A 16233-nucleotide genomic window follows, 5' to 3' on the forward strand; every position below is an offset into this window, starting at 1 on the left:
GGTTTTATGAAATAATTTTAGCTTCGAATCCGAATAAACAAACTAAAACTCAACATAATGAAACAAATAGTAATAAGGATAATAGCTTTGATTTCGCTATATGGTTATAGCCAAATCCCAGGGTATTATACCGATGTTAATCTTACTTTATCGGGACAAGCATTGCAAAATGAATTAGCAACAAAAGTCACTAATACTCATACCACATTTTTATCATATACACCTGGAGTATGGGATGCTTTAAAACAAACCGATTTAGATCCTACAAATTCATCAAAGGTAGTTTTGGTGTATGGGTATAATGATACCGATGGAAATTTGAATACAGATAGAACCAGAGGAGTTAATAATAATGGAGGAGGATCTTCTGATTGGAATAGAGAACATGTCTATCCTAAATCTTTAGGAAACCCTAATTTAGGTACTTCAGGACCAGGTGCTGATGCACATCACCTTAGGCCAGCTGATGTAAGTAGAAATTCCTCAAGAGGTAATAGAAAATTTGCTGATGGTTCAGGAAATTCAAATACTACATCACAAGGACATTGGTATCCAGGAGATGAATTTAAAGGAGATGTAGCGCGGATGATGATGTATATGTATATAAGATATGGTAATCGTTGTTTACCTACTAATGTTGGAGTTGGTACAGTAGCTTCAAGCGATAATAATATGCTTCAATTGTTTTTAGAATGGAACGCTGAGGATCCGGTATCTACATTAGAATTACAACGTAATCCTATTTTAGAAAATATTCAAGGTAATAGAAACCCATTTATTGATAATCCTGCATTTGCTACAAAGATTTGGGGAGGTCCTCAAGCAGAAGATAGATTTGGTGATACTGGAGGAGGAGATGATATTACTGCACCAACTGTTCCAGGTAGTTTAATAGCTTCTGATACTACAGAAACTAGTACCGAATTATCATGGAGTGCATCTACCGATAATGTGGCCGTAACGGGGTATGATATTTATAGAAACGGATCGTTATTAACGACTATTACAACAACTAGTTATACAGTATCTGGTTTAACGTCAGATACAAGTTATTCGTTTTATGTACGTGCAAAAGATGCAGCAGGTAATGTGTCATCAAATAGTAATACGGTAAATATAACAACACAGAGTGGAGGAAATAACCTCTGTAATTCTACAGTGACAACTCTTCCTTATAAAGAAGATCTTGAAACCAATTTTGGTGCCTGGAGTCAGGCGAATTCCTCTGACGACTTTAACTGGGATCGACGTTCTGGAGGTACACCATCTAACAACACTGGTCCAAGTGCTGCTGCTTCAGGATCCTACTATATGTATATGGAATCTTCTAGTCCAAATTATTCGAATAAAAGAGCCATTTTATATTCTCCTTGTTTTGATTTAACAAGTGAAACGCAAGCGGTATTTTCATTCAAGTATCATTTATACGGTGCTTCAAATATGGGAAGTCTTGCCGTAGAAGCTAGTCTTAATGGAACAACCTGGTCATCAGTATGGAGTATATCTGGTAATCAAGGTAATTCTTGGAAAACAGCAAATATTAATTTGGTAGATTATATTGGTAAAAAAGTACAATTGCGATTTAATGGAGTAACAGGTGCTACTTGGCAGGGAGATATGGCTGTGGACGAAATAGATCTTTCTACTAATGGAGGTGGAGGAGGTTCTACAACTGATGAGGTTAATCTTCGTATTACCTTTGATAATTATCCAGAAGAAACAAGTTGGGAAATTAAAAATGCAAGTAATCAAATTGTGTATTCAGGAGGTGCTTATGGATCCCAAGCAGATGGTTCTACTATTAATATATCAAGAACTCTGGATGAAGGGTGTTATACATTAACGATAAAAGATGTATACGGAGATGGAATCTGTTGTAGTTATGGTAATGGTTCTTATGCTTTGACAAATGGATCGGGAACCACACTAGCCTCTGGAGCATCTTTTGGATCTCAAGAAGTAAAAAACTTCTGTGTAGGCGCTTCTTCAAAAAACTTTTTAAATAGCAATGAAGGATTAGGAGTCTTTGATTTTTATTTTTACCCAAACCCTGTTAAAAATAACATGTTTATCCAATCAACAGTACAACAAAACGTAGCATTTAAGATTGTTAATCATTTGGGACAAATTGTAAAAGAAGGTCATTTAAAAAATGAAAATTTACAATTAAATACATTAACATCTGGATTGTATTTTATTTCGTTATCAGATGAAAAACAAACCATTACAAAAAAGTTTACAAAGGAATAATTAAAATGTTAAGAATATTTTATAGAAGTTGCCTGAAATTTGAATTTCAGGCAATTTTTATAATATGGATCATTATTAGAAACAAAGAAAAAAAAGAGTTATTTTTAAAATAAGTTTTGTGAATGTAATTTATCATAAATTGCGTTTTTTAACTTATTATTTTGTATTTAATCGTTTATTTTATTTGTTTTTACTAGTTTAACTTCACTAAATATTGAATTTTAACATTATTGTTTGTTTTTATGAAAAACCAAGTAAAACACTTGTTTTTAGATTGTTATAAAGTATAATTGGGGGATGTTTCCCCTAATTTATTACGGGTTTACCGTATACAACTTTGTGACTTAATTCGTACATTCGTAGAAGTGAATAGGATATGTCACTTTTATTATAAACAATTTAATGATTAAAATAATAAAAATGGAATAAAACTACATCTGCGTTTTTACTTAAAATGATACATCAAGCTAGGTAAGATTTAAATGTAAATGAGTGAATATTTATTGTAATTGGTATACAAAGCACTTAATAATCTTTTTCTTACACATGTTTATAACCCCTAATAGGGTTTGAAAGACAGAAAAAAGTAACAAATTTCCATATATCCTCTGAAGCAATACATCTGTTGTATAATATATTTTATGAATATAGATTGACAGATGTGTGACCGATTATAAAAATTGCTATGAAAAAGAAATTATAGAATTATGAGTGTTTCAGCTAACTTTAATACGTTTTGTTATAACCTGAGAATACCTGACGAGAAAAATGCTATCATATCTCTTAGGTTTAACTCTATTTGCGAAAAGTTAAATAAGGATTATTGGAATTTAAATTCAACATATGGGGGAATCTATGTTGGTAATTTTGGAAGGCAGACAGCAAATGTTTGGGCAAATGACATTGAGATGATTTTTGAAATGCCCAGTGCGGTCAGAGATAAGTATGATAACTATGGCAAAAAGGGCCAGTCTGCCTTCCTTAATAATATAAAAAGATCTATCGCAGAGATTTACCCTAATGCAAAGATAGACGCAACTGGTAGGAGTATTGAGATAAACTTTTCTGATAAATTGTGCTTTTATATCCAACCAGTATTTAGAAATAAAGACGAAAGCTATACATATGCTAATACGATCAACAGAAAATGGGAGATAATCGATCCAATAGCACAAATCAAAACCATGAATTTTGGTAACGCTATAACTAATAACAATCTCGCGCGATTATGTACAATGGTACATGCCTGGAAAAGACATTGTAAAGTATCTATTAAAGATATTCTTCTCGATACTTTTGTGTATAATTTTTTGATTCAGTGGGATCGCAAAGATGAATCGTATTCCTGTTATGATATTATGTGTCGAGATTTTTTTAAATACCTAAAAGATTTAGACGCATCTCAAACTGTTTGGAGTGTGATAGCGAGTAATCAAAAAATATCGAATCCTGATAATTTTAGATACAAAGCTATTATCGCTTATCATAAAGCAGAGAGCGCCATAAATTTAGAACAAAACAATAAGTGTTGGTTAGCAAGACAAAAATGGAGAGAGGTATTTGGAAGTAAATTTCCAGAATCTATAGCATTGGATTCGCAACTTAGAAAACAATTAGATAAGATAATTTTGATGCGTAAAACTCAGATTAGATGTGCTAATATTCTTATCAAAAAAAGCTATGTAGCAAAAGCATTTCAGATCTGTTTGGGATTAATTATGGTGATGGGTGTTATGACTATAGGGTATACCAATGAACTTAATACAGGACTTATTGTATTCGGGATATCATCAATGTTATTTTTAGTTAATCTGTATATTCAGAAATCTAATTTGGGATCTGTTATAAGAAAACATAAACAATCTGCTTTACAATTATCTGATATAAGAGAACAATACGATGAATTATTGGATGACCTTAATAACAGCAATGTCGATATTTCTGTACTTCAAACAAGAAAAGATAAATTACAAAATAGCTTATTTAATCTCTATAAAGGTACATCTCTGTTTATTAGTAAAGGATACCTTGAAGCAGTAAAAGCACTTAATAAATCAATTGAGATAAAAGAAAAAGTATCAGGTTCTGCAGCTTCAAAATTAAATCTTCCGGTGTGGCAAGGAAATAAATTTTATATGGAAAAAGATGTTCCTAATCTGATGAATTTTAAAAACTAAATAACTAAATACAAACTTTAACTTATTGTGTAATGCCCGGCCTTATAAATGCTTTGTCGTTTGTGAGGCTTTTTGTTGTTGTATTGGTTAATGTAATTAGGATTTTATAAAATCTTCTTCATCATATCTTAGATTTACAATTTGTTTGTAGATTAGAGGAAGAATAATATAACTGAATTATTACGGTTACAACTGAATGATTGATTAACCAAATTATAGTATAAAATGGAAAACATTAGAGATTATTTGTCCAAAAAAAATACGCAAACTACAAATGCTATCGCTTATATAGTGTTAATTGTATTTAGTGCTTTTTTGGCATTTGTACTTTACAAGGCAGCCAGTCTGTTTTCTGGTACTCCTGGTGATAAATCTTCTGAGCAAGGTCAGATATGGTTAGACATTTTTAATACTGGATTTTTGTTGTTAGGTGGTGCATTAACTACATTAATTGGTTATTATTTTGGAAATAAAGGTAGTGAAGTAGCGCAATCAAATGCAGAACAATTATTAAAAGAAGCCGAAGAAAAATTAAAGTTGTTGGATAGCGAAGCCCCTACAACAGAAGAAGAAGATACAGATATAGAATCCTTTTAAGTAGAGATCATGGAACAGAAATATAACCTAATAGCCATTCTAAATACTAATTTCCAACCCGTTACTTTCAGGTTAAAAGGAAAAAAGCACTATCAAATTATATTACGTATAGAATCAAAAGAATTTGATGAAAAATTAGAAAAGGTTACCTATGTAGAATACGAACTACATAAGAGTTTTAAAAACAGAACTCGTATTGCTAAATCAAAGCATAATCAATTCGAAATAGATATTAAAGCCTGGGGAAGTTTTGTGGTACAATGTACAGTAGGACAAATTGATGGAGAACCTTATACATTTTCACAAAATATTAAAGATGTATTGCAAAGAAAGGCAATGTAAAAATGCAATGTTAATATCTGATCAATAAATAAAGAATTATGTAGAATTTATAACTAACGTTAATTAACTGTTTATCTTAAATAAGAAAGCAGAATCATAGATCTTAATCTTTAAACCATCTTAGCAATTATTTCTTTCATCATCTTAGCTGCTAAAAAAGCAGTCATATTTTGAAAGTCTCTGGTAGGGTTGTATTCTACAATATCAGCACCTATAACTTCTGTATTTATATTTTGTATCAGTTCTATAACCTGTCTTGAGGTAAGACCTCCAGGCTCGTGATGAGACACACCAGGAGCGTATGCAGGATCAAACCCATCCATATCTAAAGAGATATATAAAGGATTTTTGAACGTGCCTATATCAGATATATTCAAATCTTTCATTTGATGAATTTCTACATTAAACTTTTCTGCCTGTTCAGCTTGATGAGTATTTAAAGTCCTGATACCTACTTGTACCAATCTAGCTGCAAATCCATTTTCCATAATTCTGGCAAAAGGACAAGCGTGAGAATAAGGATCTCCTTCATAATTATCATACAAATCTGAATGTGCATCGATATGTAAAATATCTAATACTTTATATTTATTATGATGAGCTTTTATAATAGGAAAGGTAATAGAGTGATCTCCTCCAAGTGTCAAAATTTTACAATCTTGATCTAAGTGTCTTTGTGTTATTTTTTCAATCTCAAAATATTCAGAAATCTCAAAATCTCCTTTGTCTATTATTTCAGAGTTTTCAATAGTAGTTCCATTTTCGGCAAAAAGATTAAGAGAACCGCAATTAAGAATTTCTCTAATAAGAGGAGGAGCTAGTGCAGGTCCTTTTTGAAATGAAGACTTCTCGTCATACTGAATTCCTTGTATTAGTATTTTGGACATAGGTTTTAGTCTATTTGTGAAAAATTAATAAGTTTTTGAACACTATTATTAAGTTATTCTTCCATAAGAATATGATTTATATTTTCTATAATACTGGCTGAGCATTAAAATGTATCCTTAACAAATTTATTACGAAAAATGAGATTATCAAATCTCATTTTTAATACAAACTGCATGACTACTACCGCAAACAACGAATACCTTTTCACCTTGCGCTGTTAATTTTTTAATTGCGCAAAGTAAATATTGATTTCTAATTAAATTAGAAGTATCAGCTATTTCTGATAGATAGCCAGGAAGCCCCCATTGATCATCAGTATCTCTCCAATCTTTTTCATTAGGAAAATCCCTTTTCCAGATTCGATCTATATCATCTATGGATTTTATTTTATTTTGTACACCTAGCCATTGAGCTCTTTGTAAATATTGCTCAACAAATTTTTCGGGAGACTCTGGTTTTCCAAAACGCAGGTTGCCAAAATAAGGAGTGAGAATTTCTTTGATTGCTAATTGCTCTGGGTTAAATTCCTTTTTTAACTCATCCAGTTGTTTTCCTTTAGGAGGGTCCCAGGAATAAAGAAGGAGGCTGTGTTTTTTTGCTAATTCTGATGCTTTACCCATCTCCCCAAATTTTTTGACAGGATCCATAAAATAGGGTATAAGAAACCCTAAACGACCTTCAACAAGAACAACAGTTGGTTTAAACATATCAAAAGCTTCTTCGATAAATTTATTTTGCTGGTGCTCTGGAGTTTTTATGTGTTCAGATCCAAAAACTAGTACATCTTTGCGTTCTATTATATATGGTCTTTTATGGGTGTCAGCTAATTGACCATATTCTTGCATACTTAATATGTGATTAAATTTATTGCAATTGTTAACTTCAAGATAATGTTTAGGAGAGCGCCAGATATTAAAATATCCCCAAACAATCATTATAATAAGTACACCTATAATACTTAAGACGATTTTTTTTGCTTTAAACATAACTATGTTTTATGATGATGATTTGTTTAAGTAATATAATAAGATCTTATCACAATATTTTTTTTAATTATTTAGGTTCAAGAGTCATTACATAATCATAGCTTTCATCCAGATAATTTGCAAGAGCATCCAGATCTTCGAGCATCTTGTCTGGAATCAAAATATATCCTTTCATTGTTGCTCCGTATGATTTGTAATAAGTAGTATTAAGTTCTTTGATGTATTTTTCCTGTACTTCTTTAGAAAATCGTATACCTATTTCTCCGGCTTTATTAAATAAGGAAAACATATATCCGTTTGCAGAAGTATAAGGCATAGTCTTTCCTTTTCTTTTAAATCGTGAACATTTGGCAACTAATTCATCATAAGTTTTAAGCTTTTCTTCCCAATTCATTCTTTTAGTTTTATGTAATACGACAATCCTTGATTTGTATTTTACTTATTCTCAAGTAAGAATTAAATTTAAAGCTTTTTACTTACTTTAATAATATAATGATCTATAAAATATATATCCTCCAATTTACCTGAAGAGACTTATGATTTCTAATAATTTTTTTACAAGATTATTAGATGAAATTGTATGATCTATTATTTATAATGATAACCGTGTTTTGTTGATTTTAATTTATTAATTTTAAGAAGAGTATTTTATACAAGTTTTTTCTACGTTGAAAAGACATCTTTTATAGTAGCGATTACAGATACTTTATATTTAGTAACATAGCAAGTAAAAAGTCATTGATTATCCTTTTTTGATATAGATAACAGATCTTATCATCTCATTTACTAGCTTTTATCATTAGTGTTTATTGTATATGAAGTGTTTGATCAACTTTGGTAGTAATATTAAAGATTTTTAAGGTTTTCATTAAATAGATAATACCGTCGTAAATAAGTGATTTACGCGCTTTTAGAATAAGGCATAAGCTGATTTTATTTTAATATAGTATTTGTCTATTGAATATTTAAAAATAATAAGTAAATATTATTGTAAATTTAGATTGTAAAATAAACTTTAATCTAACAAGATGGAAAATAACACAAGTCAAAATGCATCGGTAGGTGCAAAGAGTCATCATGGAGCGGATGAGAGTCAATGCCCATTTTTAAATGGAACTCTTAAACAAGGTGCTGGAGGAGGTACCTCGAATCGCGAATGGTGGCCAAATCAATTAAAATTGAACATTCTTCGTCAAAACTCTGCTTTATCAAATCCTATGGAAGAAGAGTTTAATTATGCTGAGGAATTTAAAACTCTTGACCTGGTTGCATTGAAAAATGATCTTTTTGAACTTATGACTGATTCTCAAGATTGGTGGCCGGCAGATTATGGTCATTATGGTCCTTTGTTTGTTCGTATGGCTTGGCATAGTGCAGGAACCTATAGAATTGCAGATGGTCGTGGTGGAGCAGGATCAGGAACTCAGCGTTTTGCACCATTAAACAGTTGGCCAGATAATGCTAACTTAGATAAAGCTCGTTTATTATTGTGGCCAATCAAACAAAAATATGGTAAGAAGATTTCTTGGGCCGATTTACTGATATTAGCAGGTAATTGTGCTCTTGAATCTATGGGATTTGAAACCTTTGGATTTGCTGGAGGAAGAGAAGATGTATGGCAACCAGAAGAGGATATATATTGGGGATCTGAAACAGAGTGGTTAGGAGATAAACGTTACGAAGGGGATAGAGAACTTGAAAACCCATTAGGAGCAGTTCAGATGGGATTGATATATGTAAACCCTGAAGGACCAAACGGAAATCCTGATCCGGTCGCAGCGGCTAAAGATATTAGAGAAACTTTTGGTCGTATGGCGATGAATGATGAAGAAACTGTGGCACTTATTGCAGGAGGACATACCTTTGGTAAAACTCATGGAGCAGCTGACCCTGATAAATATGTAGAGAGAGAACCTGCAGCTGCAGGTATAGAAGAACAAAGTTTAGGTTGGAAAAATAATTTTGGAAACGGTAATGCTGGAGATACAATTACTAGTGGACTTGAAGGAGCGTGGACAACAACACCAACCAAATGGAGTAATAATTTCTTCGAAAACTTATTTGGTTACGAGTGGGAATTAACAAAAAGTCCAGCAGGAGCACACCAATGGCAACCAAAAAATGGAGCTGGAGCAGGTTTAGTGCCAGATGCTCATGATGCTTCAAAGAGTCATGCACCTTTTATGCTTACAACAGACCTTTCACTAATTATGGATCCTATCTATGAACCAATCTCCAGAAGGTTCTATGAGAATCCTGATGAGTTTGCAGATGCTTTTGCTCGTGCCTGGTACAAGTTGACACATCGTGATATGGGACCAATTGCCAGATATCTTGGATCAGAAGTACCTAGTGAAGAGTTGATTTGGCAAGATCCTATTCCTAAGGTATCGCATAAATTGATTGATGATAAGGATATAGTAGTTTTAAAAGATAAAATACTTTCTTCTGGACTATCGATTTCACAATTAGTATCAGTAGCTTGGGGATCAGCATCTACATTTCGTGGGTCTGATAAAAGAGGAGGCGCAAATGGTGGACGTATTCGTCTTACACCTCAAAAAAACTGGGAAGTTAATAACCCAACTCAACTAGGAGCGGTATTAAATATATTAGAAGGTATCCAAAAGGATTTTAATATCTCACAATCTGATGGTAAAGAGGTTTCACTCGCAGATTTAATTGTTCTTGGTGGATCGGCAGGAGTGGAGTTAGCTGCAAAAAATGCAGGTCACGAAACAACTGTTCCTTTTACTCCAGGAAGAGCTGATGCATCACAAGAACAAACCGATGTAGAGTCTTTTTCTATCTTAGAACCGGTGGGTGATGGTTTCCGTAATTATTTAAGAACAAAATTTACAGCATCTGCAGAAGAAATGCTAGTTGATAGAGCGCAATTATTGACTTTGACTGCACCAGAGATGACAGTTCTTGTAGGAGGTTTACGAGTTCTTGATGCAAATTTTGATGAATCTAAACATGGTGTCTTTACAGAACGTCCAGGAATATTAACGAATGATTTCTTTGTTAACTTATTGGATCTGGGAACTACCTGGAAAGCTACTTCTGACACTCAAGATGTATTTGAAGGACGCGACCGAAAAACCGGAGAACTTAAATGGACAGGTACACGGGTAGATCTAATATTTGGTTCTAACTCTGAGCTACGAGCTCTGGCAGAGGTATATGGATGTGAAGATTCTAAAAAACGATTTGTAAATGATTTTGTATCGGCCTGGTCAAAAGTTATGGATCTAGATCGTTTTGATGTAGCATAAATTAGATAATTTGTGATTGTTATATGATTTGATAATAAGGTGATCTTTTTTTAAGATCGCCTTATTATTTTTTATAGTGTAAGTTTTATTAAATACCTAGCCTAGGTAAATGTTTTACTTTATGATAAATTAAAGCAGCTTTTATACAATACTTTAATTCTTCAACAGGAATATTATCTTTTACTTGAAAAACAATGGCTCTTTTACCTTCAAAATCAAAAGTGTTTTTAAAAATTATTTTAAAAGTAGATATCAATCTACTAGTGCATTGAAAATACATAGCATACTGGTCGGGAGTTTTAGGTTTCCAATCTATTCTTAGAGTACTTCCAATTTTTGTTAAATAACTTGGTTCTCCCCATTTTAAAGTTTCTTCTAATTTTGTTATTTCTTCTATTTCTTTAGCAGTTTCGATAACTAATTCGCGAAGCTCTAACATTTTGTTTTTTACAGAATCAGGATAATTATTAAAGATTGATTGAACATCAGGATTGGTCGTTATCTTTAAATTTTTCATTGATTTTTAGTTTTCCTCTTTAGAGATAGTGATTAGGATTATTAAATGTTCTCTATATCGGTTTTTATTTCCTCTAATACAGATTCTCCTTTAGAAAAATCATCACAAGTCCATTGCCATTTCTCATGTAGTTGAATTTTTTCATTGATTATCTTGAGGATAGATTCACATTTACCAGTTTTAAAATCTCCTTGAAGATTTTGATGTTGATATGTAAAAATCAATTTACTTTCTTCTAAACGCCCCGATAATGTTCCGAATAAAATATTACCTCCTTCATACGTCGCCCAAATGACATTTTGATTTTGACGATAATGAAAAATAGTTTCACTATTTACTTCTCCATTAGTAGTACTTGATGCAGATCTGAATTTTTTACCGTTGAGGTTTAGAGGTTTTACATTAAGAGTCTCATTAATTCTATCACCTCTTGTAGAGGGGTGAGAAATCACTATAAATTCTAGATTAGATGTTTCGTTATTTCTAATTCTATGAACTGTTTGTGGAGGTATATGAATTCCTTCTCCTTTTTCAACTTCTACAATTTGATCTTTAATTTCAAAAGTGGCAGTTCCTTTTAAGATATGAAAATATTGCTCTGAGAAATTATGATAGTGTTTTTGTTCTAAAGCATTAGGAGGCATTAGCTCCTCTATTACGCTTAGGTTTTCAGATTTTACTAAATGCCAACCACTGCAATTATCTCCCCAATTATAATGTTTGCTGTTCTCTTTAAATAGTTTCATTTTTATATAGAAATGATAACTCTAAATATATGATATTAAAAATAGAGGACAAACTGTTGCTTTTGATTAAAAACGATTGTCTTGACATATCATATATTTAGAGTCTTTTCCTATACAGGATTTAATAAGTTAAAATGAAAAACATTATTTTATTAAAATATTTTCATCACTTAAAGTTTCATTTTTAAGAGAATCTCCTTTTACAAATGCCGAAGCTACCTTAGCAAAACTATTAGGTGCAAATAGGGCTATAAAATGTGGAGCGTGTTTAATACTTATAAATGTAACCTGATTGTTTTTTGATAGTACCTCATAATGGCGAACAGCACCGGAATAATGAGTTTTTGGATCTAAAGTACCTTGTATAATTAATGTTGGAGGTATTTTTTTGGGAGTCTTTCCAAAGTACCTGTCTTGTTTATACGTCGGCATTTTGTTTTCAGCAATCAAATTTGGTAGAGGACTTGTAAATAATAGATCTTTTGATTCTGATTTCACGTCACTCTTTTTTAAATCAGGCCTTAGGTTGTTTTCTGAAGAGGTAATTACTTGTGTTAAAGGAATTGAAATGGGAGCTGTTTCGTATTCACCTCCATAAGAATTGTAAAAATCTGTGATTTGTTTTATAGCATTGTTTAAGGGAGTAAAATTTTCTTTTGATAATGCTTTTATTATCTCGGGCATTTCTTTTCGCACTTCAGGGAGGTCTAACATCATCCCAAAAATTATAGACAAATCTTGTTTAGGTAAATTGTTTGCAAAGTTTTGATCATTGCGAGATCGTTTAATAATATTTTCTAGTTGAGTGATTAATGAAACGGTATTGCTGGGTTCTAATTTATCAAAACTCTCCAGAACAGAACGACCGACATCATTCATCACAAAAGATCGATGACTTAAATCATATTCATTATCATTTTGTAATGGAACCATAGAATCTAATAATACTCCATCAAAATTGGACGAATCAAGCTGTAGTAATCTTAAAACTAATTGTGTGCCATAAGAAACCCCATAGATATAACGTTTACCTTTACCACTTAAATCATTAATCAGTAAATGAAGATCTTTTGCAGCATTGGTTATTGAGAAAGCCTGTACATATTTTTGATTTCCATACATTTGACCAAAACAAGAACCCCATTCTTCATTGACCAAATTGATTCCACCAGGCGAACTTACTTTTTCTTCTTTGGGACATATTTTTCCAGATAATCCGGTGCCTCTATGATCTGGAATAAAAATATCCAAATGAGGGAATATTTTTGAGAATTGATTGATTAAAGGATATAAACTAGCTCCTGATTCTCCAGGACCTCCAGGAATTAACCAAATAGATCCCTGTCTGTCTTTTACTGCCGGGAATTTTCTAACAAATAACTCAATCGTTTCATTATTATCAGATTGGTGATATAGAGGAGCCTGATAAGTAATACATTTAGGTGATAGAGTTGTGTCAAATTTCTCTTGATCTGGACAAGATGCAAATTGAGCGATTATGACAATAGGAAAAAATAGTAATGAAATTAGACTGATGTTTTTTGACATTATAGAATTGATTGAATTAATTAGGGGTTACTTCGTGTTAAACCCTATTTACAAAGATGTAAAAGTTCTAAAAATAGTTGCCTGAAGGGTAATTAATTTAAGATTTTTTTTTGAGTTAAAATATTTTTGAAAATAATTATATCTGTAAATCAGTTAATTACGATTGATGATTTTTAATTCTGATAACACTTTTTTTACTTTGGCAGTTAAATTCATTTCACCATCTATTCTAATAACTGGATATTTAAGTAATTTAATCCAATCATTATGGACTTTTAGAGAACGTCCTAGAAAATTAGGATCATCATATTTTTTTGCCCATTCAATAAATTCTACAGAGCTTTCCTGTGTTTGTTTATCAGTTAAAAGCTTATCTCCGAGACGAATTTTTTCTCTCTCTTTTAAACGTTCAATTCTAATCTTTGGACGTAAATAAATAAATATTGCAAGATCAAATGCGCTTTTCCATTCTTCACCCCAGCTTACCATAGAACCAGAAATTATTACATTTTTATTCTTTTTAAAATCTTTAGTTAACGTTTTGTTTCGTTCTGATAATGATATCTTTTCCTGAAAAGGAGGCTGGGTAGCTTTCCAATAATAATCGTCTGCATCCAAATGAACAAAGTCAAATTTTAGTTCAAGTTCTTTTCCTAATGTTGTTGTTCCAGAACCCGATGCTCCAAAAATTAAAATTTTCATATTGTATAATTACTTCTAATATATTATAGAGAAACGTTTTTATAAATTATAGTATTAAAGTTTTTGTACTAAAGCTAAATCACTACTGAAGAATTGTAAAAGAGTTATAGATTCATTTTTTTATTTCGTACCATAATTCTACCATTCCATCTTTGTAGGTAGTTACGTCTTTAAGATGTAATTTTTGTTCCTGTTTGATATAGTCAAAAAACAAAATACCATCTCCTAATAGGATTGGCATTATTGATATAATTATATCATCGACTAATTTTAACCTAATGAAATCTTTGGTTGTTTTAGTTCCACCAACCATCCAAATATTTTTATAGCTGGGTCTTAATTGATCATGTATTAGTTTGGTTAAATCACCAGAATAAAACGTAACACTTTCTCGATTAGAACTTAAGTTTCTATTAGTGAGAACAATAACAGGTTTGTCGCCATATGGCCAGCCAAGTTCTAAGGCATGTTCATATGTTTTTGATCCCATAATATAACAATCAATAGCTTTAACAAATGCTGTTATATCTTCTTCGGTAAGAGTAATACCTTTCTCATAATTATCTGTAGATTGAAGCCAGGAAACATCTCCATTTTTTTTGGCTATAAAACCATCAAGACTGGAAACCATATGTAAAGTTACTTTGGACATATCTGTAACCATTTTAGTATTTATCAATACCTAAATGTATGCAAAGTATATAATTAAATTGATTGTTTTTTAATATAGATATTTTATAACAATAAATTTTAGACCATAGTTTTATTACAATAAGTCGCTTTTTCAAAATCTCTAATATTGATAGAAATGATAGGAATATTAGGAAACATCAATTTTAATTCAGATACGATTCTTTCAGAAAGATCTTTTTTCTGAGCTATTGTTCGCCCCTCCATAATATTTGCAAAAATATGAATAAAGTCATCTTTGGTATTTCCGATCGTATAATGTTTAAAGGGATTAATTCTTACTTTGATATCTCCTTTATCAAATAGACCTGTTGATTCTGCAGTATCATATACTTTTTGAATAACTTCTTCGGGAGATTTAATTTCTATGATATTTTCAGAACAATCAATTACAAAATGTGGCATAAATATATTTAAGAAGTTTAATATTTGAGATTAACGGATAGATAGTACAATAACGAAAATTGTACTTAATAGTAGATCTATTTTGTATAAATTTTGTGACTTTTTATACTTTAATTAATACGAATGGGAATTAGAGTATTATTTGGTTAATGCAGATGTCATTTCAACACAATTAAGCCAGGATTCATGACTTTGGATGATTACCCATTTTTCATTTCTCTTCTGTACAATTCCTGACCAAACGAGCTGTCCGTTATATTCTGGAATTCCTATGAGTTTTATTTTTAAATGAATTGGTAGTGTAAAAGCAACTGTATTCTCTGATAGGATTGTTGAGTTCCAGCTATCAATAGAATTTTCTAAAAGCTCTACTGATGAACCGATTTGATTATAAGATTCTTTTAATTCGCTTAAACTATGTATGGTGCCGTTACTTACATAAAAAGCATCCGCATCTGCAGAGTAATAATTTAAACCTTCTATAAACTTAAGATTGTTTGAAGAATCAAATACTTTTTGTACTGTAGTTTTTGCTGAATCTATGATAGATTTTTTTTCAGATTTTGTTAAATCACTTTTTTGATGTTGACAAGATTCAGTAAAAATGAGCAAGCCTAAAAGAAGCAGTAATATTGAAGTTCTAGTCATTATGTTTTTAATTATAGACACAAAGTTAAAAGATAATAACTGATACATCAAGATTAGGTGAAAAATATAGAGCTAGTATAATAAAGAATTTTGGGATTAGGTTTTGGCAGTAAATGTTTTTAATAGGGAAATGATCTAAAGCTTTATTTAGTTATTTGGGGTTTTTGTACCAGATATTTCCAAAACATAAACATGGCTACTACTAAATTTAACCCTAAAAAAAGTGATCCGAAAATTAACAAATTGATATAATTTTTATTCGACTCTGTAAACTCTGCTAATTCAGAGATTAAAGCAAGAACCAGGTATAAATTCAACAAAATAAATAGTGATGATATGATTAATCCGAGAGCTAATTTTTTAACAATAATCTGATACATTAAAATAGCTAGCAACGAGATAGCAATTGGATTGAATAAATTAGAAGTCAAAAACCAGTAGTATATAGTTGCACAAATT

At 31.3% G+C, this 16233-nt stretch carries 15 protein-coding genes; 5 read left to right on the forward strand and 10 right to left on the reverse strand.

The window, feature by feature from the left end; all coding sequences use genetic code 11:
• Positions 1-57 precede the first annotated feature (57 nt).
• From U0D62_RS07115 to U0D62_RS07130, 4 genes are all read left to right on the forward strand, one after another.
• Entirely contained in the window at positions 58-2250 is a 2193-nt protein-coding gene (locus tag U0D62_RS07115) for an endonuclease (protein WP_322194943.1), read from the forward strand.
• A 707-nt stretch (positions 2251-2957) separates the two neighbouring features.
• Complete coding sequence (locus U0D62_RS07120; protein ID WP_322194945.1) at positions 2958-4427, forward strand: SMODS domain-containing nucleotidyltransferase; 1470 nt, start codon at positions 2958-2960, stop codon at positions 4425-4427.
• Between the two features lie 225 nt (positions 4428-4652).
• Positions 4653-5024: a hypothetical protein gene (locus tag U0D62_RS07125; protein ID WP_322194947.1), complete on the forward strand. Its 372-nt coding sequence runs from the start codon at positions 4653-4655 to the stop codon at positions 5022-5024.
• A gap of 9 nt (positions 5025-5033) precedes the next feature.
• The gene (locus U0D62_RS07130; protein WP_322194950.1) at positions 5034-5366 is read left to right on the forward strand and encodes a pYEATS domain-containing protein; all 333 of its coding nucleotides are present in this window, start codon (positions 5034-5036) and stop codon (positions 5364-5366) included.
• 110 nt (positions 5367-5476) lie between these two features.
• On the opposite strand, the gene speB is transcribed toward U0D62_RS07130, so the two are convergent.
• The 3 genes from speB to U0D62_RS07145 all read right to left on the reverse strand — a co-directional run bounded on the left by speB (position 5477) and on the right by U0D62_RS07145 (position 7634).
• Positions 5477-6253, reverse strand: coding sequence for an agmatinase (speB, locus tag U0D62_RS07135; protein WP_322194952.1), 777 nt, complete (start codon positions 6251-6253; stop codon positions 5477-5479).
• 147 nt (positions 6254-6400) lie between these two features.
• Complete coding sequence (locus U0D62_RS07140) at positions 6401-7240, reverse strand: hypothetical protein (RefSeq protein WP_322194954.1); 840 nt, start codon at positions 7238-7240, stop codon at positions 6401-6403.
• A 67-nt stretch (positions 7241-7307) separates the two neighbouring features.
• On the reverse strand, positions 7308-7634 hold the full coding sequence (locus U0D62_RS07145) for a hypothetical protein (RefSeq protein ID WP_322194956.1): 327 nt from the start codon (positions 7632-7634) through the stop codon (positions 7308-7310).
• Between the two features lie 634 nt (positions 7635-8268).
• Between U0D62_RS07145 and katG the strand changes: the two genes are divergently transcribed.
• On the forward strand, positions 8269-10518 hold the full coding sequence (katG, locus tag U0D62_RS07150) for a catalase/peroxidase HPI (RefSeq protein ID WP_322194958.1): 2250 nt from the start codon (positions 8269-8271) through the stop codon (positions 10516-10518).
• A gap of 88 nt (positions 10519-10606) precedes the next feature.
• On the opposite strand, the gene U0D62_RS07155 is transcribed toward katG, so the two are convergent.
• The 7 genes from U0D62_RS07155 to U0D62_RS07185 all read right to left on the reverse strand — a co-directional run bounded on the left by U0D62_RS07155 (position 10607) and on the right by U0D62_RS07185 (position 15774).
• Positions 10607-11035, reverse strand: coding sequence for a DUF1801 domain-containing protein (locus U0D62_RS07155; RefSeq protein WP_322194960.1), 429 nt, complete (start codon positions 11033-11035; stop codon positions 10607-10609).
• Between the two features lie 41 nt (positions 11036-11076).
• The gene (locus tag U0D62_RS07160; RefSeq protein ID WP_322194962.1) at positions 11077-11781 is read right to left on the reverse strand and encodes a cupin domain-containing protein; all 705 of its coding nucleotides are present in this window, start codon (positions 11779-11781) and stop codon (positions 11077-11079) included.
• Positions 11782-11925: 144 nt separating this feature from the next.
• On the reverse strand, positions 11926-13329 hold the full coding sequence (locus tag U0D62_RS07165; RefSeq protein ID WP_322194964.1) for an alpha/beta hydrolase: 1404 nt from the start codon (positions 13327-13329) through the stop codon (positions 11926-11928).
• Positions 13330-13482: 153 nt separating this feature from the next.
• The gene (locus tag U0D62_RS07170; protein WP_322194966.1) at positions 13483-14031 is read right to left on the reverse strand and encodes an AAA family ATPase; all 549 of its coding nucleotides are present in this window, start codon (positions 14029-14031) and stop codon (positions 13483-13485) included.
• A 112-nt stretch (positions 14032-14143) separates the two neighbouring features.
• The gene (locus tag U0D62_RS07175) at positions 14144-14683 is read right to left on the reverse strand and encodes a dihydrofolate reductase family protein (protein WP_322194968.1); all 540 of its coding nucleotides are present in this window, start codon (positions 14681-14683) and stop codon (positions 14144-14146) included.
• Between the two features lie 98 nt (positions 14684-14781).
• Positions 14782-15126, reverse strand: coding sequence for a 5-carboxymethyl-2-hydroxymuconate Delta-isomerase (locus tag U0D62_RS07180; protein WP_322194970.1), 345 nt, complete (start codon positions 15124-15126; stop codon positions 14782-14784).
• A 138-nt stretch (positions 15127-15264) separates the two neighbouring features.
• Complete coding sequence (locus U0D62_RS07185) at positions 15265-15774, reverse strand: hypothetical protein (protein ID WP_322194971.1); 510 nt, start codon at positions 15772-15774, stop codon at positions 15265-15267.
• Positions 15775-16233 lie beyond the last annotated feature (459 nt).

Source organism: Aquimarina callyspongiae (assembly GCF_034322225.1).
GTDB lineage: Bacteria > Bacteroidota > Bacteroidia > Flavobacteriales > Flavobacteriaceae > Aquimarina.

Excerpts from the sequence above, each read along its gene's own strand:
- speB (WP_322194952.1), bottom strand. The coding sequence starts at position 6,253 with ATGTCCAAAATACTAATACAAGGAATTCAGTATGACGAGAAGTCTTCA.
- U0D62_RS07130 (WP_322194950.1), top strand. The coding sequence starts at position 5,034 with ATGGAACAGAAATATAACCTAATAGCCATTCTAAATACTAATTTCCAA.
- U0D62_RS07180 (WP_322194970.1), bottom strand. The coding sequence starts at position 15,126 with ATGCCACATTTTGTAATTGATTGTTCTGAAAATATCATAGAAATTAAA.
- U0D62_RS07160 (WP_322194962.1), bottom strand. The coding sequence starts at position 11,781 with ATGAAACTATTTAAAGAGAACAGCAAACATTATAATTGGGGAGATAAT.
- U0D62_RS07125 (WP_322194947.1), top strand. The coding sequence starts at position 4,653 with ATGGAAAACATTAGAGATTATTTGTCCAAAAAAAATACGCAAACTACA.
- U0D62_RS07140 (WP_322194954.1), bottom strand. The coding sequence starts at position 7,240 with ATGTTTAAAGCAAAAAAAATCGTCTTAAGTATTATAGGTGTACTTATT.
- U0D62_RS07185 (WP_322194971.1), bottom strand. The coding sequence starts at position 15,774 with ATGACTAGAACTTCAATATTACTGCTTCTTTTAGGCTTGCTCATTTTT.
- katG (WP_322194958.1), top strand. The coding sequence starts at position 8,269 with ATGGAAAATAACACAAGTCAAAATGCATCGGTAGGTGCAAAGAGTCAT.
- U0D62_RS07120 (WP_322194945.1), top strand. The coding sequence starts at position 2,958 with ATGAGTGTTTCAGCTAACTTTAATACGTTTTGTTATAACCTGAGAATA.
- U0D62_RS07165 (WP_322194964.1), bottom strand. The coding sequence starts at position 13,329 with ATGTCAAAAAACATCAGTCTAATTTCATTACTATTTTTTCCTATTGTC.
- U0D62_RS07145 (WP_322194956.1), bottom strand. The coding sequence starts at position 7,634 with ATGAATTGGGAAGAAAAGCTTAAAACTTATGATGAATTAGTTGCCAAA.
- U0D62_RS07115 (WP_322194943.1), top strand. The coding sequence starts at position 58 with ATGAAACAAATAGTAATAAGGATAATAGCTTTGATTTCGCTATATGGT.
- U0D62_RS07170 (WP_322194966.1), bottom strand. The coding sequence starts at position 14,031 with ATGAAAATTTTAATTTTTGGAGCATCGGGTTCTGGAACAACAACATTA.
- U0D62_RS07175 (WP_322194968.1), bottom strand. The coding sequence starts at position 14,683 with ATGTCCAAAGTAACTTTACATATGGTTTCCAGTCTTGATGGTTTTATA.
- U0D62_RS07155 (WP_322194960.1), bottom strand. The coding sequence starts at position 11,035 with ATGAAAAATTTAAAGATAACGACCAATCCTGATGTTCAATCAATCTTT.